Source organism: Nocardia sp. NPDC004260 (assembly GCF_053603155.1).
Window position 1 is genome coordinate 1 of sequence record NZ_JBSGEZ010000031.1, and the last position, 22,123, is coordinate 22,123.

Annotated in this window: 20 protein-coding genes; 3 read left to right on the top strand and 17 right to left on the bottom strand. The window is 68.2% G+C overall.

The features are described 5' to 3' along the window. The 7 genes from ACWEO7_RS19320 to ACWEO7_RS19350 all read right to left on the bottom strand — a co-directional run. On the bottom strand, positions 1-128 hold a 128-nt coding region (locus tag ACWEO7_RS19320; RefSeq protein WP_452425070.1), incomplete at its 3' end, for a hypothetical protein. 108 nt (positions 129-236) lie between these two features. Continuing rightward, the gene (locus ACWEO7_RS19325) at positions 237-893 is read right to left on the bottom strand and encodes a response regulator (RefSeq protein ID WP_450023637.1); all 657 of its coding nucleotides are present in this window, start codon (positions 891-893) and stop codon (positions 237-239) included. 180 nt (positions 894-1,073) lie between these two features. Then, a complete protein-coding gene (locus ACWEO7_RS19330) occupies positions 1,074-1,730 on the bottom strand; it encodes a DUF2267 domain-containing protein (RefSeq protein WP_452424945.1) in 657 nt (218 codons plus the stop codon). A 146-nt stretch (positions 1,731-1,876) separates the two neighbouring features. Next, positions 1,877-2,788, bottom strand: a complete 912-nt coding sequence (locus tag ACWEO7_RS19335; protein ID WP_452424947.1) for a DUF302 domain-containing protein — start codon at positions 2,786-2,788, stop codon at positions 1,877-1,879. 35 nt (positions 2,789-2,823) lie between these two features. Then, positions 2,824-3,831 (bottom strand): Acg family FMN-binding oxidoreductase, encoded by a 1,008-nt coding sequence (locus ACWEO7_RS19340; protein ID WP_452424949.1) that lies wholly within the window; start codon positions 3,829-3,831, stop codon positions 2,824-2,826. Between the two features lie 131 nt (positions 3,832-3,962). After that, positions 3,963-4,229, bottom strand: a complete 267-nt coding sequence (locus ACWEO7_RS19345) for a hypothetical protein (RefSeq protein WP_452424950.1) — start codon at positions 4,227-4,229, stop codon at positions 3,963-3,965. 87 nt (positions 4,230-4,316) lie between these two features. Next, complete coding sequence (locus ACWEO7_RS19350; protein ID WP_452424952.1) at positions 4,317-5,312, bottom strand: Acg family FMN-binding oxidoreductase; 996 nt, start codon at positions 5,310-5,312, stop codon at positions 4,317-4,319. 141 nt (positions 5,313-5,453) lie between these two features. On the opposite strand from ACWEO7_RS19350, the gene otsB reads away from it, so the two are divergent. Further along, positions 5,454-9,434 (top strand): trehalose-phosphatase, encoded by a 3,981-nt coding sequence (otsB, locus tag ACWEO7_RS19355; RefSeq protein ID WP_452424953.1) that lies wholly within the window; start codon positions 5,454-5,456, stop codon positions 9,432-9,434. A gap of 3 nt (positions 9,435-9,437) precedes the next feature. On the opposite strand, the gene ACWEO7_RS19360 is transcribed toward otsB, so the two are convergent. Together ACWEO7_RS19360 and ACWEO7_RS19365 are read right to left on the bottom strand one after the other, a co-directional pair. Further along, positions 9,438-10,064 carry a hypothetical protein gene (locus tag ACWEO7_RS19360; protein ID WP_452424955.1) on the bottom strand — a complete coding sequence of 209 codons (627 nt, stop codon included), beginning with the start codon at positions 10,062-10,064 and terminating at the stop codon, positions 9,438-9,440. 231 nt (positions 10,065-10,295) lie between these two features. After that, entirely contained in the window at positions 10,296-11,258 is a 963-nt protein-coding gene (locus ACWEO7_RS19365; protein ID WP_452424957.1) for an MBL fold metallo-hydrolase, read from the bottom strand. A 148-nt stretch (positions 11,259-11,406) separates the two neighbouring features. Between ACWEO7_RS19365 and phoU the strand changes: the two genes are divergently transcribed. Next, positions 11,407-12,072, top strand: coding sequence for a phosphate signaling complex protein PhoU (gene phoU / locus ACWEO7_RS19370; protein WP_452424959.1), 666 nt, complete (start codon positions 11,407-11,409; stop codon positions 12,070-12,072). A 60-nt stretch (positions 12,073-12,132) separates the two neighbouring features. Here phoU and katG read toward each other — a convergent pair whose 3' ends face one another. The 6 genes from katG to ACWEO7_RS19400 all read right to left on the bottom strand — a co-directional run bounded on the left by katG (position 12,133) and on the right by ACWEO7_RS19400 (position 19,128). After that, a complete protein-coding gene (gene katG, locus ACWEO7_RS19375) occupies positions 12,133-14,364 on the bottom strand; it encodes a catalase/peroxidase HPI (RefSeq protein ID WP_452424961.1) in 2,232 nt (743 codons plus the stop codon). A gap of 35 nt (positions 14,365-14,399) precedes the next feature. Continuing rightward, entirely contained in the window at positions 14,400-14,843 is a 444-nt protein-coding gene (locus ACWEO7_RS19380; protein ID WP_452424963.1) for a Fur family transcriptional regulator, read from the bottom strand. A gap of 232 nt (positions 14,844-15,075) precedes the next feature. After that, positions 15,076-16,245, bottom strand: coding sequence for a zinc-dependent alcohol dehydrogenase (locus ACWEO7_RS19385; RefSeq protein WP_452424964.1), 1,170 nt, complete (start codon positions 16,243-16,245; stop codon positions 15,076-15,078). Positions 16,246-16,257: 12 nt separating this feature from the next. Next, on the bottom strand, positions 16,258-16,773 hold the full coding sequence (locus ACWEO7_RS19390; RefSeq protein WP_452424966.1) for an SRPBCC family protein: 516 nt from the start codon (positions 16,771-16,773) through the stop codon (positions 16,258-16,260). A 189-nt stretch (positions 16,774-16,962) separates the two neighbouring features. Continuing rightward, the gene (locus ACWEO7_RS19395) at positions 16,963-17,724 is read right to left on the bottom strand and encodes an enoyl-CoA hydratase (protein ID WP_452424968.1); all 762 of its coding nucleotides are present in this window, start codon (positions 17,722-17,724) and stop codon (positions 16,963-16,965) included. Between the two features lie 210 nt (positions 17,725-17,934). Further along, on the bottom strand, positions 17,935-19,128 hold the full coding sequence (locus ACWEO7_RS19400; RefSeq protein WP_452424970.1) for a glycoside hydrolase family 19 protein: 1,194 nt from the start codon (positions 19,126-19,128) through the stop codon (positions 17,935-17,937). A gap of 191 nt (positions 19,129-19,319) precedes the next feature. Here ACWEO7_RS19400 and ACWEO7_RS19405 point away from each other — a divergent pair, with 191 nt between their 5' ends. Next, a complete protein-coding gene (locus ACWEO7_RS19405) occupies positions 19,320-20,852 on the top strand; it encodes an FAD-dependent monooxygenase (protein ID WP_452424972.1) in 1,533 nt (510 codons plus the stop codon). Positions 20,853-20,924: 72 nt separating this feature from the next. On the opposite strand, the gene ACWEO7_RS19410 is transcribed toward ACWEO7_RS19405, so the two are convergent. Further along, complete coding sequence (locus ACWEO7_RS19410; protein ID WP_452424974.1) at positions 20,925-21,599, bottom strand: hypothetical protein; 675 nt, start codon at positions 21,597-21,599, stop codon at positions 20,925-20,927. A gap of 332 nt (positions 21,600-21,931) precedes the next feature. After that, positions 21,932-22,081 (bottom strand): hypothetical protein, encoded by a 150-nt coding sequence (locus tag ACWEO7_RS19415; RefSeq protein WP_452424976.1) that lies wholly within the window; start codon positions 22,079-22,081, stop codon positions 21,932-21,934. Positions 22,082-22,123: the final 42 nt, after the last annotated feature.

Here is a 22,123-nt window from a genome sequence, read left to right on the forward strand (position 1 = left end):
TCCATGCGGTCACGGGCATCGATGATCTGCTCGATGCGATCCTTGACCTCGCCGAGCAGTTCGCGCAGCCGCAGTTGCGAAAGCGTATCGCGCACGGAGTAGGGGTCGGCCGACGCGTAATCAGTCATATGCGCCCCTGAAACGCCGTCAGCGCGGCTTCTCGCCATGGCTCAAGAATATTTCACCCGGTTCCGGAAATGAACGCCACCGCCGAGCGGATATGGACGCGCCACCGGTCAGGAGTCGATGGTGGAGCCGGACGGCCGGGACCGGAGTTTGGAGGCGTAGACCGCGGCCTGGGTGCGCCGTTCCAGCCCGAGCTTGGCGAGCAGGCGGGATACGTAGTTCTTCACCGTCTTCTCGGCGAGGAACATGCGCTGAGCGATCTGGCGGTTGGTCAGTCCTTCGCCGAGGAGGTCGAGCAGTTTGCGTTCCTGATCGGTGAGTCCGGCCAGGGGGCCGTCGTGGTGGGTGTTGGCGCGTAGTCGTTGCATCAAGGCGGCGGCGGCGCGGTTGTCGAGCAGGGAGCGCCCCGCGCCGACTTCCTTGATGGCTTTGGCCAGCTCCATGCCCTTGATGTCCTTGACGACGTAGCCGCTGGCTCCGGCGAGGATCGCGTCCAGCATCGCCTGTTCGTCGGTGAAGGAGGTCAGGATCAGGCAGCGCAGATCGTCGAGCTTGGACAGCAGGTCACGGCAGAGTTCGATCCCGTTGCCGTCGGGCAGGCGCACGTCGAGAACGGCGACGTCCGGCCGGAGTGCGGGAATGCGGGCGAGGGCCTGGGCGACGTCGCCTGCTTCGCCGATCACGGTGAGTTCCGGGTCTTCGGAGAGCAGGTCGGCGAGGCCGCGGCGGACGATCTCATGGTCGTCGACCAGAAACACCGTGATCATCGAGTGTCCAATCCGGGAGCGGGGGTGGGGTCGACACTACGCATCGGGCACGCCGCTCGGTACGGACCAAAGTCCTTTCCTCCGTGGCGACGGGACTCGCCGCGCAGGCATATCACTCGCGGTGCGACGCACCGCGCCGGGAAGTATTCGGTAGGGCCGGTCGGGGGAGCCCGGCAGCGATCAGGTCGGCGCCTCCGAGCGGGTGAGGCCTTCGGCGATCAGAATCCGGTGGGCTTGCTGCGCGGCGGAGACCTGCGCGCTGTCGTGCGGTTCGCCGCCGGAGAGATCTTCCAGGCTGCGGGCGAGCACCGCCACCGCGTCGGTGAGTGCGCGTAGCCGGCCGTCCAGCTCGTCGAGACGAGACGATTCCGGTCGCGTGACCGGAGTGGCGTCCTGCTGCAAGGTGCCCGCGAGGTCGGCTCCGCGCAGGACGGCCCGCAGATCTTCGGGCAACAGCGCGAACACGTGATCGAGCTGGCCGGGCGAGAACAAATCGGCCAGCGCGTCGGTCACCGCACCCGCGAGAGCGTAGGCCTCGTCTCGGGAGACGCCTGCTTCCACTGCGAACTGATCGAGGAAGGAGGGCACGTCGTGCGGGAAGGGCACGTGTGTGGGCACCCAGCCCTCGTAGAAGATCCCGCGCAGCAGTTCGGGCAGCTGGGCGCTCAGGTGCGCGGCCGCGTTGACACCGATGCGGTCACGCACCGTGTGCAGCCAGGCGCGCAGTGCGCGGTGCGCGAATGCCCGGTCTTCGGTGGCGAGTTCGTCGGTCAGAGTGCGCAGCCACTCGTGCGCGGTGTGCACCGCGGGTGCGAGGGGGTCGCGGTGGTAGCTCATGACGTGTGCCTTTCACGGGTGAATCGTGGTCGAGGTGCGATATCCACGAGACTGCTCGTCCGAGCCGGGACCGGTGAGAGGACTCCTACCCGCACTGACGGGACCATGGTCACCCCGGATACCGGATCGCCGTGGACGCGATCGGATCACGTCCGCGCGGGCGAAGAATCGCGGAGGACCGCCAATGCGGCGGCGAGCCGCCGCCGTAGCTCGCCCGCGACGGACCGCAGCCCCGGCTGCGCGGTGACGCAGACCAGCAGTTCCGGATCGGCGACCTCGACCTGTGTGCCGGTGTCGGTCGAGCGCACCACGAGACCGCACGAGAACATCGCCCCGGCGTGGCGGTCGGCCGACAGCGCCCGGTAGGTCAGCTGGGGGTCGCAGACGCCCAGCAGCAGATAGTTCTCGATCTGTTCGCCGATCGTCTCGCGCAGCGTGGCCTGCAGATCGACTTCGCCGATCACCGCCAGTTCCGCACCGCGCAAGGCATCCCTGGTCCTGCGCACCGCCTCCTCGAAAGGGGCGTCGAGATGCACCGCCACGGTGACGGCGGGGGCGACCGGCAACCGGATCTCGGTGAGCAGACGCCGGGCGTCGGTGACCTCGTCCGGGCCGATGAGGTACGCCTCGGTGGGGGGACCGATCGGCCGGTAGCCGCTGTCGCGCAGCCATTCCTGGAGCGCCTGATACGCGGCGGCGAGATCGCGGTAGCTGCCGCGGTGGCAGGTGCGGGCGACGAGAGTTCCCGGCAGGACGACCACTTGCGCGCCGGAGCTGGGCCCGAGGTTGGGTGCGGGCTCCACCGCGACGCCGAATTCCACCGCGGCCGCTTCGCCTTCGAGTGTGTCGTCGCGGAAGGTGATCGTGGGCGCGCCGCTGGCGACCAAACCGGCCTGCCGCACGACGCGGGTCACTTCCCGCATTCCCTCGGCGATGTCCTCGCCGAGCAGACCTGGGTCGGGACGAAGCCTGCGTGCCATCCGCAGCACCGTTTCCGGTGCTGACTCGACCAGGGCGATCCGGTATTCCACCGCGTCCTCCTCGATTCGTCGTGCCATGGGCGCGGGCCGCCGCCCTTCGGGTGTCGGTGGGCTCAGCGGGAGCCGGTGACGGTGAAGACGTCGGTGACCGGGCGCCGGGGAGTCGGCGGGACCATGTCGGCGTCGTCGGGTGCGGTGCCGACACGGAGCAGCACCTGAGGGGTCGCCGGACGGGGAACCAGACTGGCGAGCAGTCCCCGGGTCGTCGGCAGTTCGGTGACATGGGTGAGCGCGCAGGTCGCCAGGCCCGCGGCGGTGCATTCCAGCAGCACGGCCGACAGCGCCTCGCCGGTGCGCAGCCAGCGCGTCACCGAATCCCCGTCGGTGCCGAGCAGAACCAGCCGCGCGTGATCATCGAGCCGGGCCCGCCGCATCGAACGCGGCGCCGGGGGGAACGCGCGCCCGACTCCGACCCGTGCGAATTCCGCGTCGGACACCAGCGCGGAGGCCGGCACGCCTTCGAGCGTCTCCGAATGCCCGGCCCACCATTCCAGTTCGGTCTGATACAGCAAGTCCTGGCGGCGCAGCGCACCGATCTGTTCCGAGGCGGCGGCGAGCCGAGGCCGGGCGCTGTCGTCCAAGACGTCGAGTTCCACCTCGTGCGGGGAGGTGAGCATCCGCAGCCGGGGCAGCAGGCCTGCGAAGCCCTGCGGTTCGAGCATCGGCAGCCGGTCGGTGCGGCGCCGGTCGATGACGCGTGCTCGGGTGTGGATCCCGTCGGGTGGGTCGGTCCACGGCCGGAATTCGATCACGGCGAGATGGTCGGGTCGCTGCCGGTTCGGCACGCGCACCGTGTCGGTGTGCCAGCCTTGGTCGGCGAAGGCGGTCCGCGCGTGATGCAGGACGGTTCCGCAGCTGATCACCAGCTGGCGGCCGTGCGGGTCGGTCGAGGGCAGCAGCCGATCGGCGTCGGTGTAGAGGTGCAGGCGGGTTCCGTCGAACACCCACCGCCACGGCTGGGTGTTGTGCACCGACGGCGCGCGGGTGGCCAGCCGCAACGCAGCCAGGATCACCCGATGCTCGGGTACCGAAATGGCGGGTGCTTCGTCGTTCGCGGTCATGGTTCGAGTCTTCGCGGGATCGTCCGGGGCGGATACGGGCGTTCCGCCCGCGACGCAGGGTCCTTGGTCACCGTCGCCGCTGTCGGCCGCCGGCCCGGCGCGAGGCCGCCGTGACCTCTCCGCACGGCGTTCTACTTCTCGGTGTCCGCCACCCCGGCACGCAGGATCGTCACGCCCCACCACAACAGCCGCAGCGCGAGACCGGCATAGATCAACACGGCCAGATACACCAGGCCGGCGCCGTAGTCGTGCGCCCAATCGGGCAGCAACAGGACGAGCGCCACGAGCATCCCGATCAGCATGATCGCGGCGAGCACCACCGCGGGAACCGCCAACGGCACCGAGTCCGGGTCCGGAGTTCCGTCGGGTGGACATGGAGGTATACGACGGGTCGACATAGCACACAGCTTGCTCGAGGGGCGGGTGCGAGGGGAGGGTACTGCTGCCCGTAAAGCGGGGGCGAACGTCCCGATATCGATGTGGCCTCAGTCCACCTCGCCCTGTGGACCGGACATTTCGAGGATCTCCGAGAGTGGGCGGCGCGGCGTCAGGGGGACGTCCTGCGCGGATTCGGGCGCCGAGCCGACCCGGACCAGCACCTGAGGCAAGCCGAAACCGTCGGTCAGCGTGCGGACCAGCGCGCGGCTCTGTGGGACTTCGGTCAGGTGGGTCAGCGGACAGGTCGCGTACCCCGCGAGAGTGCACTCCAGCAGCACCGTGGACAGCACCTCACCGCAGTGCACCACGTCGTCGGGGGTGTCGCTGTCGGTGGAGAGGACGAGGATCACCGAATGGTCGTCGGCGACCTCACCGCGCCGGTCACCGGAGACGGTGGGGAACTTGCGGCCCACGCTCACCCGCTGCCGTTCCTGCTCGGAGATCAGCGACTCTTTGGGGACACCGGCGTCGGCGACGACGTGCCCCGTCCACCATTGCAATTCGGCGTGGTAATCCGGGTCGTAGCGGCGCAGCGACGCGGTCATCTCTGAGGCGCGGGCCAACGTGGGGCGGCTGTCGTCGTGCAGGACGTTCAGCGTGGCGTCGGCGGGATCGAACGTGCTGCGCAGCACGGTTTCGAAATCGGGCCATCCGGGCGGTGCCGCGAACGGCAGCCGGTCGGTGTGTCTGCGCAGGATGGCGTCGGCGCGGGCGCGGTCTGCGTCGGTCACGAAATGCGACCGATGGAACGTGATGGTGGCCAGATGATTGCGACGATTCGGGTTGGGGAAATGGGCGACGAGGGTGCGCCAACCGGCAGCGGACATGGCCGCCCGGAGATGGCCCAGCGCGACACCGCAGCTGATCAGCATCTGACGACCGGCGGTGTCGGTCGCCGGGAGGCGGCGTTCGGGTACCGCGAACAGCCGCAGCGCTTGGCCGTCGAACGTCCAGTGCCAGGGCTGGCTGTTGTGCAGCGACGGCGCCCGGCCGGCGAGGAGGACGGCCTTCTCGATGGTTTCTGCGGTGGGTAGCTCGTTCATATGGCCGACGGTAGGTCTCCCGCGCCGATGGGAAAACAGTCGTTGGTCCCGGATCTCGTCGCTGGTGGCCCCCACGTCAGGCGGTTGTTGCGGACTTTCGTCCCTGGACGGGACACCGGCGGCTCGGTCAGGCTTGAAGTCGTGAGCAACGGTGTGCGGGCGACACCGCGGATCGATTCGCGCCGCCACGACGCGGTGATCTTCGACATGGACGGGGTGGTGACCGACAGCGCGTCGATGCACGCCGCGTCGTGGACGGAATTGTTCGACGACTTCCTCACCCGGCGTCCCGCCGGCGCCGGACAGGACCGGTCGCCGTTCACCGAAACCGACTACCTCCGCTTCGTCGACGGCAAGCCACGCTATCGAGGCGTGGCGGACTTCCTCGCGGCGCGAGGTATCGCGTTGCCCTGGGGCACCGCCGCCGATCCGGAGACGGCCGAAACCGTATGTGGGCTCGGAAACCGCAAGGATCGCCTGTTCCGCGAGCGCGTCGCACGTGAGGGTGTCCAGGTGTTCCCGTCGACCGTCGACCTCGTTCGTCGTTTGACGGCCGCGGGCATCGGCACGGGCATCTTTTCCGCCAGCCGGCATTGCGCGCAGGTGCTCACGGCCGCCGGTGTCGCGGACCTGTTCACGGTGCGAGTGGACGGGAACGATGCCGAGGCATTGGGCCTGGCGGGGAAGCCCGATCCGGCGATGTTGCTCGAGGCCGCGCGCCGACTCGGGGCCGGACCGGACCGGACGGTTGTGGTCGAGGATGCCGAGGCTGGCGTCGCCGCCGGTCGCAGTGGGGGCTTCGCGCTGGTCATCGGTGTCGACCGGCGGGCGAACGCGGATGGGCTGCTGGCGCGGGGAGCCGACGTCGTCGTCGATGACCTCGCTCGGGTGCGGTTGCGCGGGGGCTTCCGGCGGATGTCGCAGCTGCCGGACGTCGAGGAGGGCTGGCCGCGTATCGCCGACCGTCTGAGCACCGAGAAGGTCGCGGTGCTGCTCGACTTCGACGGTACCGTCGCCGATATCGTCCCCGATCCGAATGCCGCCGAACCCGTCGCGGGCGTGGCGGCCGCATTGGGGAAGCTGGCCACGGAATGCCCCGTCGCGGTCGTCAGCGGACGCGATCTCCCCGATCTGCGTGCCCGCGTCGGCGTCGGCGGAATCTGGTACGCGGGCAGTCACGGCTTCGATCTGGTGGCCCCGGACGGCACCGGGCACGTGCACGATGCCGCGCCCGGCGCAGAGGAGGCGCTCGCCGCGGCGGCCGGTGATCTTCGGCGTCGCCTGCGGGACGTCCCCGGAATCCTGGTGGAGCACAAGCGGTTCGCGGTCGCCGTTCACTACCGCAACGTTACGGCGGACCACGTCGGGGGAGTGGTCGCCGCGGTGCACGAGGCAGGGCACACGGCGGGTTTGCGCGTCACCCATGGCAGGCGTGTCGCCGAGCTGCGTCCGGATGTGGACTGGGACAAGGGCGCCGCGGTGCGGTGGATTCTCGACCATCTCACCGTCCCGGTGCTGCCGGTCTATCTCGGCGACGATCTGACCGACGAGGACGCATTCGATGCCGTCGAAGCGGATGGGCTCGCCATCGTGGTGCGCCACGAGGAGACCGGTGACAGGCACACCGCCGCCCGGTACGCGGTCGACGGGCCGCATCGTGTCCGCGACTTCCTCGATCGGCTGGCCCGCAGACTGCGACCCGATACCGTCGCGGCCGCGCCGGAGTCGTGGACCCTCGACTTCGATGGATACGATCCGGCCCGGGAGAAGCTTCGGGAGTCGCTGTGCACGGTCGGCAACGGTTATTTCGCCACCCGCGGTGCGGCTCCGGAATGCGGGGCGGGAGCGGTCCACTACCCGGGTACGTATGTGGGCGGTGTGTACAACCGGCTCTCCGACACGATCACCGGCCACGTGGTCGACAACGAAAGTCTGGTCAATCTGCCGAATTGGCTCCCGCTGACCTTCCGGATCGAACGCTGCCCCTGGTTCGACATCGATACCGCGGACTTGCTGGATTACCGCCAGCAGCTGGATCTGCGCCGCGCCGAACTCGTGCGGCGCTTCCGTTTTCGCGATCCGTCGGGTCGGATCACCGCGGTGACGCAACGCCGGTTCGCCGCCATGCATCGTCCGCACTCGGGCGCGATGGCGACGACGATCACCGCCGAGAACTGGTCGGGCGAACTGACCATCCGCTCGGCGATCGATGGATCCGTGCGCAATCAGTTGGTGCAGCGGTATTGGGACCTGTCCGACACCCATCTGGTGACCGAACACGCCGTCCACCTGTCCGCGAGATCGGTGCTGCTCTCGGCGCGGACCGGCGCCTCGAGAACACCGGTGGCCGTCGCGACCCGCAGCGGTCTGCGACGCGGCGGGGAGCCCATCGACCCGGCATGCGAAGCGATCCATGAGGACGGCCTGATCGGGCACGATTTCACGGTTCCGGTCACCAGCGGGGACGCGGTGACCGTGGAGAAGATCGTCGCCGTGTTCACCGGACGTGATCCGGCCACGGCGGGACCCGACGAGGAAGCCGCGCGCTGGATCGACGCCGTCGACAGCTACGCGGATCTGTTCGAGGGACACGCGGTGGCGTGGGAGCATCTGTGGGCGCGGCTGCGGATCGACCTGGACGGTGCCCAGGACGCGACGCGCATCGTGCGCCTGCACCTGTTGCACCTGATGCAGACCTTGTCACCGAACACCACCCACATGGATGTGGGCGTGCCCGCGCGCGGCCTGCACGGTGAGGCCTATCGCGGTCATGTGTTCTGGGACGAGCTGTTCGTCTTTCCCGTGCTGAATCCGCGGTTTCCCGAGCTGACCCGTTCTCTGCTGCGGTACCGCTATCGCCGTCTGCCCGAGGCCAGGCGAGCGGCCGCGGAAGCGGGACTCGTCGGGGCGATGTTCCCGTGGCAGTCCGGCAGTGACGGCCGTGAAGAAAGCCAGCGGATGCATCTGAATCCACTGTCGAGACGCTGGAATCCGGATCCCAGCCGCCGTGCGCACCACATCGGGATCGCGATCGCCTACAACGTCTGGCAGTACTACCAGGCCACCGGCGACCTGGAGTTCCTCGTCGAATGCGGCGCGGAGTTGCTGGTGGAGATCGCTAGTTTCTGGTCCAGCCTGGCCCGCTACGACGCCGAGCGCGAACGCTACACCATCCGCGGCGTGATCGGCCCGGACGAGTTCCATTCCGGCTATCCGGACGCGCCGGAGGCCGGTATCGACAACAACGCCTACACCAATGTGATGGCGGCCTGGGTGATCCTGCGGGCGATCGACGCGCTCGCCCTGCTGGCACCGCGCGAACGATCGGAGCTGCTGGAGAAGCTGTCGGTGCGACCGTCGGAATCGGAGCACTGGTCCGTTGTCGCTCGGCGAATGTACGTCCCTTTCCACGACGGAGTCATCAGCCAGTTCGAGGGATACGAGCGACTGGCCGAACTCGATTGGGATCACTACCGTCGTCGATACGGCAACATCCAGCGGCTGGACCGGCTACTCGAGGCCGAGGGCGACGACGTCAACCGCTATCGCGCAGCCAAACAAGCCGATGTCCTGATGCTGTTCTATCTACTGTCGGCCGACGAACTCCGGGAACTGCTGGGCCATCTCGGATACGAACTGCCCGGCGAGATGATTCCGCGGACCATCGACTACTACCTGTCGCGCACGTCGCACGGCTCGACGCTCAGCGCGCTGGTGCATTCGTGGGTGCTGGCGCGGGCCAACCGGGAGCGCGCCGTGGAGTTCTTCGATCTGGTACTCGGCTCCGACGTCGCCGATATCCAGGGCGGAACCACCGCGGAGGGGATTCACCTCGCCGCGATGGCGGGCAGCGTCGATCTGCTGCAACGGTGTTTCACCGGTATGGAGCTGCGCCGCGACCGCCTGGTGTTCTGCCCGTATTGGCCGGAGTCCTTGGGCGCCTTGTCGTTTCCGATGATCTATCGCGGCCATCGGCTGACGGTGCGTGTCAGCGGCGATGGCGTCGAGATCAGCTCGGATCCCGGCGCGTCGCCGCCGATCGAGGTCACCTGCCGGGACCAGAGCGCGCGGCTCGAGGCGGGAGCTACGGTCCGGCTGCCGATGAACTCGGTGGGCGGGTGATGATCACCGGCTCTTCCGCCTGTGCGGCGGTACCGCTCGACCGCGGTCGTCAGCCGGAGCTACCCATTGGTCGAGTCGTTGATCTCGCGCATCGTTCCGGTGCCGGCAATCCGGGTGCGAGATCCGGTCCAGTTCGGTGTGGGCGATGCGCGCGGCCCAGGCACGGGCGCGTTCCAGCTCTCCTGGACCGAGCGGGCCGGTCGAGTCTTCGAGGAGGAAATCCATCGGGTCGTCGGCGAGGGCATAGCCCAAGCGCCGCAGTCGTTTTCCGATGCCGCGTGCGGTCGATCCGGGCAGCCACGACTGACCGGCCGGTTTGGTGGCGAACGCGATGGCAGTGTGCCCCCGCGGAACGGGCAGTGCCGCTTCGAGCCACTCCAGGACACCGATATCGGCGATCGGCGCATCGGTTCGCTTGGTGGCGTCGCGGCGGGTACGCCGACGGCCGAGCCGGAAGGTGCGGGCCGGTCCGCCGACCACGAGCAGATGCACCTTCGGAGCGGGCACTTCGGCGGCCGCGGCCACCGGCACGACTTCGACGTCGGCGTGCTCGCGCAGCCCTTCCGCGATGGCTTCCGCGACCGCCGCGGTGTTGCCGAACATCGATTCGTAGACGACTCGTGCACGCATGGCTGGCTCTCCTCCGCACCGCGCCTTGGCGAACGCGGGTACCACGGACGCTATGCGCCGTGAGAGACCGTGCACAGAGTCGAACCGACACTCGCCGCGGGACCTTGGCCCCGTCTTCCCCGTGTGATCCGGCGGGTTCGCAGACCGCGGTCCGCCACGTCTGGTGACCAACGCGGCGCCGGGTCGCGGATGCCGGCGAAGGGGGGAGGCCCAGTACACGAGGCCGCGCGGTTATCGATGCGCCCATCTTTTCGCCGCGGTGTGGTCGTGGGCGGGAATGACCTCGACGTCCGCGGGCAGGCGGTGCAGGCGGTGGATCGCGGCGAACGCGGCGGATCGGTCGTGGTCGACGAGAAGCCCTGGCAGCGGGGGTTTCTCGCGCAGCAGCCGGATCTGCTCCCGCCGCCAGACGGCGTCGCCCGCCAACAGCACGGTGCCCCCGTCCGCTACCGCGAGAACGAGCCCGATGCTGCCAGGGGTGTGCCCGGAGAGGTCCACCGCCAGCACCGAGCCGTCGCCGAAGAGGTCGTGGCTGCGGGAAAAGGTGAGTACGGGGGGCCCGTCGAGGTCGAAGGACGGTTTCGGTCGTGAGCCGAGCGACTCCGCGACGCCCATGGGGGCCGTCTCGGGGTTCGTCGCCCATCCCAATTCGGCCGTGGTCACCCGCAGCGTGAGGGATGCCGGCAGGTCGAGCAGTCCGGCCACGTGGTCCCAGTGGATGTGCGTCGCGATCGCGAAGTCGAGCGCGTCCACGGGGACAGCGGACAGCGCGAGCGAATCAGCTAGGCCGACAGGCGATTTACGTGGAGCGACGAGATCGCGATACGGGCGGCGCAGCTGTGGCAGGACCCGGGCGTGTACGTCGGCGCACATCGCCGGATCGACCACGAAACGAGCCTGTGGGTGTTCGACCAGGAAACTGGTCATAGCGATCGCTACCGCGGGCGGCCGCAACGCTCCTTCGATCACCCCGTAGGCCGGAGCGGGCCGCACGCCATGGATGAGCGCGGTCAGCCGGACCCTGGCTCGCGCCAGGGGCAATCCCGCGTCGGTGAGCGTGTCGAGCAACTCCGTGTCGCGACGTCGCGGCTGCAGCGTGCGCCACGGCATCGACATCCCGGCGGCGCAACACGACCACCACGTCCCGGCGGTACCGGTCCGCGCCGTCAACGGCCCCGCTGATGGCAGATCCACACCGGCCCCTTCCAGCCCGACCGGCAGCGGCACGGCCGACGAACAGCTTTCTCAGGCAAACCACGATGTTAACTCAGGTTCCGGCAGTCGACCGGTGCGCGATCGCGGACCCGCAGCGCGCCGGCGGGATGCGCGCGATGATGGAGGGGTGCGCACCCGCTTCCACGATCACCTCGAGCAGCTCGCCGACCACTTGCGAGCGATGTGCGTGCGCAATCGGGAGGCCATCGCGATGGCCACCGACGCCCTTCTCGGCGCGGATCTGGAGCTGGCCGAACGCACCATCGACTATTGCGCCGAAACCGCCGCGATGCGCGAGGACGCCGAGCACGCCGCGGTCACCCTGCTCGCCCTCGAAGCTCCCGTCGCGGGAGAACTGCGGCAGGTGGTGACGGCGCTGCAATTGGTCGATGACCTCACCCGGATGAGCGCGCTGACCGAGCACATCGCCGACGCCGCCAGACGCAGGCATCCCGCCGGCGTGGTCCCCGAACCGGTGCGAGATCTGATGACCCACATGGGTGCGGCGGCTGTCGACCTCGCCGACGCCGCGGTCGGTGTGCTGACCACCGCCGACCCCGGCGACGCCGCGGACCTCGACGCTCGCGACGACACCATGGACGATCTACACCGCGACCTACTGGCGGCGATCCTGGCCGAAGGATGGGACAACGGCACCGCAGCCGCGGTCGACGTCACTCTGCTCGGCCGCTATTACGAACGCTTCGGCGACCACGCCGTCGAGGTGGGCCGCCGCACCCTGTACATGACCACCGGGCGCCGCCAGGACGACGAGGTCGCGCAATCGATATAGGTCCGTGACGAGACGATCCAGGCCGGCCACGAAGGACCGGCCTGGATCGTCGAATATCGATCAGGCGAGGTCGAACCGGTCGTTGTCGACCACCTTGACCCACGCCGCCACGAAGTCGTCGACGAACTTCGTCTTGGCGTCGTCCTGCGCGTACACCTCGGCCACCGCCCGCAGCACGGAGTGCGATCCGAAGATGAGGTCGTTGGCCGTCGCCGTCCACTTCGCCGCACCGGAGGCGCGGTCGAAGCCTTCGTAGACGTTCTCCGCCGACTCCGACGCCTTCCACTCGGTGTTCTGGTCGAGCAGGTTGACGAAGAAGTCGTTCGTCAGCACGCCCGGCCGGTCGGTGAACACACCGTGGTCGGTGCCGCCGTAGTTGGCGCCCAGAGCGCGCAGACCACCGATGAGCACCGTCAGCTCCGGAGCCGTCACGTCCAGCATGTACGCCCGGTCGAGCAGCAGGCGCTCCAGCGGAGCCTTCTCGCCGGTCCGCGTGTAGTTGCGGAACCCGTCGGCCCGCGGCTCGAGCACCGCGAACGACTCGACGTCGGTGTTCTCCTGGGTGGCGTCCGTCCGTCCGGGTGCGAACGGCACCGTGACGTCGTGGCCCGCGTCCTTGGCGGCCTTCTCGATCGCCGCGGACCCGGCCAGGATGATCAGGTCGGCGAGCGAGACCTTCTTGCCGCCGGTGGCCGAACTGTTGAAGTTCTGCTGGATCTGCTCGAGCACCGGCAGCACCTTGGCCAGCTCGTCCGGCTCGTTGACTTCCCAGTTCTTCTGCGGCTCGAGCCGGATCCGGGCACCGTTGGCGCCACCGCGCTTGTCGGTGCTGCGGTAGCTGGCTGCCGAGGCCCAGGCGGTCTTGACCAGCTGCGCGACCGACAGGCCGGACTCGAGCACCTTGCTCTTCAGCTCCGCGATGTCCTGCTCGTCGATCAACTCGTGATCGACAGCGGGAACGGGATCCTGCCACAGCTGCGGCTCGGGAACCCACGGGCCGAGGTAGCGGCTGATCGGGCCCATGTCGCGGTGCAGGAGCTTGTACCACGCCTTGGCGAACGCCTCGGCCAGCTCCTCCGGGTGATCGAGCCAGCGCCGGGTGATCTCCCGGTAGATCGGATCTTCGCGCAGCGACAGGTCCGTGGTCAGCATGGTCGGCGTACGCGCGGGCCCGCCGAACGGATCCGGGATCGCGCCCTCGCCCGCACCGTCCTTCGGCTTCCACTGCCAGGCCCCGGCGGGGCTCTTGGTCAGCTCCCATTCGTAGCCGTACAGGTTCTGCAGGAAGCCGTTGCCCCACTTGGTCGGGGTGGCCGTCCAGACCACCTCCAGGCCGCTGGTGATGGCGTCCTTGCCCTTGCCGGTGCCGTAGGCGCTCTTCCAGCCCAGGCCCTGCTGTTCGAGGGGAGCGCCTTCCGGCTCGGCGCCGACCAGGCTGGCATCGCCCGCGCCGTGCGTCTTGCCGAAGCTGTGTCCGCCGACGATCAGCGCGGCGGTCTCCTCGTCGTTCATCGCCATGCGGCCGAATGTCTCGCGGATGTCGCGCGCGGCGGCCACGGGATCCGGCTGACCGTTGGGCCCTTCGGGATTCACGTAGATCAGGCCCATCTGGACGGCGCCGAGCGGGTTGGCCAGCTCGCGGTCACCGCTGTAGCGCTCGTCGCCGAGCCAGGTGTCCTCCGGACCCCAGAAGACCTCCTCCGGCTCCCAGATGTCCGGACGGCCGAAGCCGAAGCCGAAGGTCTTGAACCCCATCGATTCGAGGGCCACGTTGCCCGCGAACACCAGCAGGTCGGCCCAGGAGATCTTGTTGCCGTACTTCTGCTTGACCGGCCACAGCAGCCGGCGCGCCTTGTCCAGGTTGGCGTTGTCCGGCCAGCTGTTCAGCGGCGCGAAACGCTGCGCGCCCTGACCGCCGCCGCCGCGGCCGTCGGAGATACGGTAGGTGCCCGCGGCGTGCCAGCTCATCCGGATGAACAGGCCGCCGTAGTGGCCGTAGTCGGCGGGCCACCAGTCCTGCGAATTGGTCATGACCGCCGCGACGTCGGCCTTGAGGGCGTCGACGTCGAGCTTCTTGAATTCTTCTGGGTAGTTGAAGTTCTCCCCGAGCGGGTTGGACTTGGACGTATGGGCGTGCAGCACCGAGACATCGATCTGCTCCGGCCACCAGTCCTTGTTGCTGCGGGGGCGATGGTCCGTCTTCGCGGTGGGGGACGGGATCGCCGGGTTCTCGCTCTCGCTCGCGCTGTGGGTCTTGGTGTCAGGATTGGGCGGGCGGCTATCGGATGACACAGCATTCCTTCCTGAATGAGTGATGTGGGCTGCGATCACGAATGTGATCGGAAAGCCTGTGATTCCACACAATCGGGGCACAGGCCCCAGTAGATGACCTCGGCTTCATCGATCGAGAACCCGCTGTCATCGGACGCGGTCAGACACGGGGCCTCGCCGATGGCGCAGTCGACATCGGCGATCACCCCGCACCCTCGGCATACGACGTGATGGTGGTTGTCGCCGACCCGCGATTCGTAGCGGGCGACGGACCCGGACGGCTGGATACGCCGGACGAGGCCGGTGGCGGTGAGTGCGTTCAAGGAGTCGTAGACCGTTTGGTGGGACACCTCGGGCAGCGCGGATCGAACAGCGCGGATGATCGACTCCGTGTCGGCGTGCGGGTGGTCGTGCACCGCGCTGAGCACCGCGACCCGCGGGCGGGTCACACGTAGCGAAACTCCTCGCAGCATCTGCTGGAACTCCGAGGCCGTTGGCATGCTCGGAAGTCTCGTCCGTTTTCTGGAACGAGTCAAGAGTTTGTTCGGAAGTTGCGCGGTACGGGTCGCGCGGAGGCCGTCTCGAGGGTCGTCGGGCAGCGTACCCACTGTCGCGCAACGCGCGTGGGCGTTTGCGGCGATTCGATCGAGCAGGCGAGGCGCGGAGGATCCGGCTACCGGGTCGGATGGGCAACCAACGAGCTATCTCGGCGCTGCGGCCACATGGGCCCGCTCAGGGCCGGAAAACGGATCGGATGCAGCCTTCCTTTTTGTGCTTGAAGACGTCGTAGCCGTATACCGCGTCGTCGAGCGGCATGTCGTGGGTGATCAGGTAGGAGGGGTCGAGATCGCCCTGTTGGATGTAATCGAACATGCGGGGTACGAACCGCTGGCCGTATTGCTGTGCCGTGCGGATGGTGAGGCCCTTGTTGGTCACGGCGCCCATGGGGAATTTGTCGGTGAGACCGTATACGCCGAGCACCGAGACGATGCCGCCTTTCCGGCACGCGAGAATCGCTTCGCGCAGCGGTGTCGCGCGATCCGATTCCAGCCGGAGCAACTGTTTGGCCCGATCGTAGAGTTGCTGGAGTCCGGTGCCGTGTCCTTCCATCCCGACGGCCTCGATGCAGGCGTCGGGCCCGCGGCCACCGGTACTTTCGCGCAGGACCTCGTAAACGCTGTCGACGGCGGTGTAGTCGATGGTTTCCGCGCCGAACTGCTCTTCCGCCACACGCAGCCGCTCGGGAAGGCGGTCGATGACGAAGATCCGCTCGGCGTCGAGCAGGCGTGCCGTGTGCCCGGCCATCAACCCGACGCCGCCGCTGCCCCACACCGCGACGGTGTCGCCGGGGTGGATGTCGCAGAATTCGGCGCCCATCAGTCCCGTCGGCACGGCATCGGACAGGAACAATGCCTGTTCGTCGGTGATGCCCTCCGGTATCCGGAAACAGTTGGTGTCGCCGAAGGGGACACGGACATATTGCGCATGGGAACCCTGATAACCCCCGAAGGGATGGGTGTAGCCGTAGATTCCGCCGGTCGGGTAGCCGAAAAGCGGTTGTTGCAGAGCGCTGTTCGGATTGGTGGTATCGCAAAGGGAATACAGTTCGTGGTCGCAGTACCAGCACGATGCGCATCCGATGAAGGACGGGACCACGACACGGTCACCCACGGCGATCGAGGTGACTTCGGCTGCGGTTTCTACGACCTCGCCCATGAATTCGTGTCCGAAGACGTCGCCTTCCCGCATTCCCGGCAGATATCCGTCGATGAAGTGCAGATCGGACCCGCAGGTGGTGGTCAGGCGGACCTGGACGATGACATCGTGCGGATTGACCAGAATCGGATCGGGGACGGTTTCCACGGCGAGTTCGTTGACGCCGTTCCAGCAGAGCGCGTGCATGTCTCCTCCTGTTCACCGAGCGGAAGAGCGGGCGCTCGGATTGTGGGCCAGGGTGGGCATTTCGCCGGTCTGCAACCGGGCTCGGGCTCGGTAGAGCGCGGTGAACATGCCCGCGCCGGTCAGCAGGTCGGGCAGCGGGGTCCGGGCTCGCATCGTCACTTCGGTCCCGAGATTTCGCGGTGCTTCCCGGAAGGTGAGTTCGATTTCGAGACCCTGGCCTGCGTCCTGGTCGGCGGAGCCGACGAACCGGAAGTGTCCGTCCTCCTCGCGCAGTGTGGTCTTCCAGGTCGTGTGTCCGTCGGCGCCCGCGTGCAGCCTCCACTCGTAGGTGGACGGAGCGGGAGATCTGACCTCGGCGACGTCGCCGAGTACCTCGGACAGGCTCGTCGGGTCGCGCCAGAACTGCTCGACCTCGGCTCGTGGCCGGGCGATGGTCACGGTCTGACTGCCCGAGTAGCTGGTCGCCGACTCGATCACCCGTCCCACGAGATCGCTGAGCAGGTGTTTGGTGTCATCGATGTAGTGCATAGGGCCTCCTCTCGCTCTCCGTGGTCGCAAGGCACCCGGCACACACGAAGGGGCCCCGCGATTCGGACACGAACCATCGGCCGCAGAGTCGTGCGCTTCCTATGCGGTCTCGGAGCGGCTACCCGCCGCCGGAAACGCCAAACCGATTTCGTCCTGCTCCGACGGCCTCCGCCCACACCGCGCCGACGTTCATCTCGATCGGCCGATCTCCGCCTGCTTCGCCGTCAGGCGCGCGGCGAATTCCGGGGAGCCGAGGGAGGCGACCTGCGGCACGATCTCGGCGTCGACGGCGTCGGCGTGGGCGTCGAGGTTCGCGGTGTGGCGCATGGTGCGTTTGGTGGTGATGAGCAGATCGCGCGGAGCTTCGGCCGCGCCGCCGGCGAAGTCGATCGCTCCGGCGAGCAGCGCGTCGTGATCGCCGTCGATCACCCGGTGCGCCAATCCGGCGCTCAGCGCCGACCGGGCATCGAGGATCTCCCCGAACAGCGTCATCGCGGCGGCCCGTTGCGGTCCGACGGCGCGTTGCAGCATCCAGGTCATCCCGCCGCCGGGATGAAGGCCGAGCCGCAGGAATCGCGCGTCGAACCGCGCGCGGGGACCGGCGATCCTGACATCCGCGGCCAGCGCCAGATTGAGTCCCGCGCCGACGGCGGCGCCGCCGACCACCGCGATGGTGGGCAGTGCGCAGCGCGCGACCGCGAGGAATCCGTCGTAGATCACCCGCAGCCCCTCCTCGCGTGCCGCGCCGAGCGCGCTCAGATCAGCTCCGGCGCAGAATGCGGGCGGGGTTCCGGTGACGAGCACCGCGTGCACGCCGGTATCGCGCTCGGCCCCGGCCACCGCGGCGGCCAGTTGTTCGGACAGCGCCGGTGTCAACGCGTTCCGCCGATCCGGGTCGTGCACGGTGATGACCGCGACCTTGTCCCGCCGCTCACTCCTGATCTCCGCCATGACCGGATCGTAGGCGCCGGGGACGGTCGGAAGACGTGCGGGACCGCGCACCGTATCGGACAATGCCCGATCGCGAACGTGGTCGCCGACCGCTGCCACGGGCCGCGCCGACCGCGTCAGTCGATCGGCGGCAACTCCGTGCGTGAACCGATGGCGAACGCTTGGATACCATTTGCGCAAGTCCGCCGATGCGTGGCGAACAATTTGCGTTCATTCCGCGTCGAGTACCTTGCGGGCACGGTCGTAGTTCTCCTTGCGCTCCGAAGCGCCATTGGAACCTCCGTTGATTGATCTGGTGATCGCGTCGACATCCGATTCGTCGGCCCGGTCGTTCAAATTCTTGGCGTCCCAGAACCACCCCGCGGTTGCGAAGGCGTACTTCGGGTCGGCGGCCAGCTTGTGATCGCCGACGAGATCGACACCGAGGGCCTCGCCCGCCTTCCGGTAGTTGTTGCGACCGGTCAGCTGCAACGCGCCACGGCCGTGGAAGCGGGCGCCGTCGCCGGGCTTGTTGTTGCCCAAGCTTCGGCCGACGCTGGAGCCGGGCCCGTAGAGGCGGTTGAAATATTCGTCGTCACCGTATTCGTCGAGCGTTTTCAGGTCGTCGGTTTCCACCCCGATCTGGGCTAGGAAAGCGGCTTCCCGCTTCGGCGTGTCGATCCCGAAGTCGCGCATCGCCTGGTCGAGGTAGGGCAGGTACTCCCGCAATTTCGCACGCGATGTGCCGGGGAAGATCCGCTCCAGTTGTTCCAGGGTCAGCGGGCCCGTGGTCCCGGCCCGGTCGGCATTGTGCCCGGCGACCGCGGCGAATCTCGTCTCCACCCGCACGAGGGTTGCGACGACTTCGGTCAGGAGTGCCTTCTCCTCGGTCGGCGACAATTTCTTCGAGCGCGCCGAGACCGCCACCGTGGCAGCTTGCAGCACCGGTGCGAGACGTGCTGCCTCGTCTCCGATCGTTCCGATCAACGCGATGTTGTCCTTCGCCACGTCGCCCACCTTGCCGGATATTCGCGTGGCTTGGGCTTTCAGATCGTCGGCAAGGCGGGCCAGCTTTCCGGACTTCTCGTTGTAATGCGTGGTGACGATGGACTCGTTGGCCACGTCGTACAAGTCGGCCTCATCGAGCAGGACGATCAGGTCCGGAATGTCCTCGGGCTGTCCGTTGCCGAGTTGGTCGACCATGAGATCCAAGGCGTTTCGAGTGAACTCGATGACTTCCCGCAGCGTGGCCGAGGCTTGGGGTGGGGCGATCAGACTCTCGATCTGTTTCCGGGTATCGGCGACCGCCGAGGACGCCGGCGGGGTCGGATCCGCCCCGAGTATCTTGGCCGGTAGTGCGAGCAGGCCGTATCGGGCCCGCCCCCAGGGATCCGCCTGCAACGGGTCGTAGTAGGGGGTGCCCATGTCCACGATTCTCGCATGACCAGCGCAAACGTCCGCCATTCCCTGCCCAGCTGTGACAAGGCGGTCTCACCCAGCGGGGAATATCCTCGGGTGCTTCGAGTGTCTGCCGATTTCTGCGGCGACGCCTCCGCGCAAGCGGCATGCAAGCCGGTGCAAGTGCCGGGCAATTCGTCCGCCGCAAAGTGTTTCGCATGAACGAGACACGTGAAGTGGTGGTGGTCGGCGCCGGGCCGGTCGGGCTCATGCTGGCCTGTGAGTTGCGGCTCGCGGGGGTGGATGTGCTCGTGGTGGAGCGTCTCACGGAGCCGGACCGCACCATCAAAGCGGGGGCGATCAATGTGCCCACCGCTCAGGCGATGTACCGGCGCGGGCTGCTGCCGCACCTGCGCGCCGAGCAGGACGCCGCGTTCGCCCGGTTCGCGCAGTTCCGTCGCGATGGCGGCATGCCGCCGATCGACCGGGGGCGGCGGCCGGCGGTGGGTCACTTCGCGGGCATCATGCTGAATACGGACGCCGTCGACTTCGACGATCCGGAATTCGCCGAGGCCGGTCCGGCCGCCGAGGTCTTCCTGGTGGCCCAGCAGTCCGTCGAGGCGATACTGGGTGGCCGCGCTGCCGAACTCGGCGTGGAGGTCCGGCGCGGGGTGGAGGTCATCGGGCTGTCCGACGACGGCGAGGGTGTCACCGTCGATTGCGGTGACCGTAGGGTGCGCACCGGCTGGTTGGTCGGCTGTGACGGCGGGCGCAGCACGGTCCGCAAGCTCGCCGGGTTCGAGTTCCCCGGCCTGGACCCGGAGATCACCGGCCATCAGGCGATCGTGGACATGACCGGAGCCGAGAACCTCCGAATGAGCTGGAATGCCACCGAAACCGGTATCTACGCCTATGGACCGATGCCCGGCCGCGTGCTCACCGTCGAACTGGACGGCCCGCCCGCCGACCGGGAGACCCCGGTGACGGCGGCCGAATTGCAGCAGAGCATCCGTGCCGTGAGCGGAGTCCCGGTGGTCGTCACCGCCGTGCATTCGGCCACCCGTTTCACCGACAACACCCGCCAGGTCCCCGATTACCGCAAGGGCCGTGTGCTGCTCGCCGGTGACGCCGCACATGTGCACTCACCTTTCGGAGGGCAGGGCCTGAACCTCGGTATCGGCGACGCGGTGAATCTCGGCTGGAAGCTGGCCGCGGAAGTGCGCGGCTGGGCGCCCAGCGGTCTGCTCGACACCTACACCGCCGAACGCCATCCCATCGGCGCGTGGGTGCTGGATTGGACGCGCGCGCAGGTCGCTTTGATGCGCACCGACATCCGCAGCCGTGCCCTGCGCGCCGTCGCCGCCGAACTGCTCGCCTCGCGCGACGGCGCGACCGGCGTGTTCAAGAACATCTCCGGTGTTCGGCATCGCTACGACATCGGCGGGGGACACCCGCTCATCGGATCGGTCGCTCCCGACATCGAATTGGCCGACGGCACCCGCCTCGGTGAGCATTTCACCGGCGCGGAGGGCATCCTGCTCGACCTCGTCGATTCCGGCGACCTGGGCTCCCACGCCGCGGGATGGTCCGGGCGGGTGCGGGTCGTCACCGCGAAAGCCGCTCAGCCGCGCGAGCTTTCGGCGATTCTGGTCCGTCCCGACGGTTGCGTGGCGTGGGCTGCCGACGGCGGTGACCTGGACGGCCTCGAGGAATCGCTGGCCCGTTGGTTCGGTGCTCGCGCGCACACCTGATATTCGCGCGGACCGCGCCGCGCCCGGTGATGCCGTGGGGACATCGCCGGGTCGGTTCGGCGGGCGCCGCGGTCAGCTCAGCAGTCGCTGTTCCAGTTGCGCGAGGACGGCTCGGTTGCGTTGCGCGTCCAGGGCAAGGGCCGCCGCCCAGACGTGCGCCGAGATGACTCCGGTCTGGACTCGGTCGATCCAGTCGTGAATGGTGCTGCGCCGATCGAGGGTGTCGCTGTCGAAGGTGATCGGTTCGAGCTCCGGCAGATGCACGTAGCGCAGCTGGGTGATCTCCCTTCCGCGGGCGTCGAAGATGCTGGCGGCCCACACTTCTTCGGGGGTGGAGGATTCTTCCGGCCCGTCCGGCGATGGGGTGATCGTGTCGGGCTGGTTGTCGATCCCGTGCACGACGGCGTCCGTGGCGGCCTGGTGGGCCAGCCCGAATCCCCACAGGCGGCCGTTCATACCCGCCATCATCCGCCCGGCGATGTCCAGGATGGGAGAGCCCGCCACGGTGGGGGTGTCGTTGGGCGAGAATTCCGCGAAGCCCGCCGCACTCGCGCTGTCGTCCTCGCCGGTGCCGGTGAAACCCCAGACGTGGACGAGGCCGGTGTCGGTGGTCGGCGCATCGCTGCGGCGCGTGATCATGGCGGGCAGCAGGATGTCGATGACGGATCGGGCCGGATACCGAATCGCCGGTACGGTACTCGGACGACGTGAGCTGTTGTTGCGCTTGGGGTTCCGGCGGCCGGACATAGAACTTCTCCGTCGAAGTGTGGTTTCGGACAAGGCGTCGATCCGGTGGTGCTCAGCGTTGTCAGTGTAGATAGACCGACCGGTGACGTTGTCGACAACAGCGCATACTCGTCCGCGTCGCATGCGCGAACCAACGGCCTCGGCAACCGCGCTCGGTTCACCGTCTCGCCGACTGCCGCGGGCTGTTCGTCCAGGTCGGCGCTGCGGTGGGCCGGCTCATCGCCGTGTGTGCGCGCACCCGCGCGGGCGGCGTCGGCATCAGGACGTGTTGACAAGCGTGAACCCAGCGGCGGCAGCCTTTTCCGGGCGGCGTCAACCCGGAAAGCCGTTCGTCAGGTCAGATGGTCGGCTGGATGCAGTCGGTCGGGGAAGCAGAACCGGAGGTTCGCCGCGCCTTTCGCGGTGTCGGTCGTCGTGATGAGCTGGTAGCGCAAAGGTGCTCGGTCCGCGGCGGCGGTGATCCAGATGGAGCGGTGGCTCATCGCGAGATTCTCCGACGCGCCGCCGATATGGGCGGTCCGGCA

What these genes read in the sequence shown, in the direction of transcription:
- ACWEO7_RS19325 (WP_450023637.1), bottom strand. Translation starts at nt 893, where the DNA reads ATGATCACGGTGTTTCTGGTCGACGACCATGAGATCGTCCGCCGCGGC.
- ACWEO7_RS19330 (WP_452424945.1), bottom strand. Translation starts at nt 1,730, where the DNA reads ATGAGCTACCACCGCGACCCCCTCGCACCCGCGGTGCACACCGCGCAC.
- ACWEO7_RS19335 (WP_452424947.1), bottom strand. Translation starts at nt 2,788, where the DNA reads ATGGCACGACGAATCGAGGAGGACGCGGTGGAATACCGGATCGCCCTG.
- ACWEO7_RS19340 (WP_452424949.1), bottom strand. Translation starts at nt 3,831, where the DNA reads ATGACCGCGAACGACGAAGCACCCGCCATTTCGGTACCCGAGCATCGG.
- ACWEO7_RS19345 (WP_452424950.1), bottom strand. Translation starts at nt 4,229, where the DNA reads ATGTCGACCCGTCGTATACCTCCATGTCCACCCGACGGAACTCCGGAC.
- ACWEO7_RS19350 (WP_452424952.1), bottom strand. Translation starts at nt 5,312, where the DNA reads ATGAACGAGCTACCCACCGCAGAAACCATCGAGAAGGCCGTCCTCCTC.
- ACWEO7_RS19360 (WP_452424955.1), bottom strand. Translation starts at nt 10,064, where the DNA reads ATGCGTGCACGAGTCGTCTACGAATCGATGTTCGGCAACACCGCGGCG.
- ACWEO7_RS19380 (WP_452424963.1), bottom strand. Translation starts at nt 14,843, where the DNA reads ATGCCAACGGCCTCGGAGTTCCAGCAGATGCTGCGAGGAGTTTCGCTA.
- ACWEO7_RS19385 (WP_452424964.1), bottom strand. Translation starts at nt 16,245, where the DNA reads ATGCACGCGCTCTGCTGGAACGGCGTCAACGAACTCGCCGTGGAAACC.
- ACWEO7_RS19390 (WP_452424966.1), bottom strand. Translation starts at nt 16,773, where the DNA reads ATGCACTACATCGATGACACCAAACACCTGCTCAGCGATCTCGTGGGA.
- ACWEO7_RS19395 (WP_452424968.1), bottom strand. Translation starts at nt 17,724, where the DNA reads ATGGCGGAGATCAGGAGTGAGCGGCGGGACAAGGTCGCGGTCATCACC.
- ACWEO7_RS19400 (WP_452424970.1), bottom strand. Translation starts at nt 19,128, where the DNA reads ATGGGCACCCCCTACTACGACCCGTTGCAGGCGGATCCCTGGGGGCGG.
- ACWEO7_RS19405 (WP_452424972.1), top strand. Translation starts at nt 19,320, where the DNA reads ATGAACGAGACACGTGAAGTGGTGGTGGTCGGCGCCGGGCCGGTCGGG.
- ACWEO7_RS19410 (WP_452424974.1), bottom strand. Translation starts at nt 21,599, where the DNA reads ATGTCCGGCCGCCGGAACCCCAAGCGCAACAACAGCTCACGTCGTCCG.
- ACWEO7_RS19415 (WP_452424976.1), bottom strand. Translation starts at nt 22,081, where the DNA reads ATGAGCCACCGCTCCATCTGGATCACCGCCGCCGCGGACCGAGCACCT.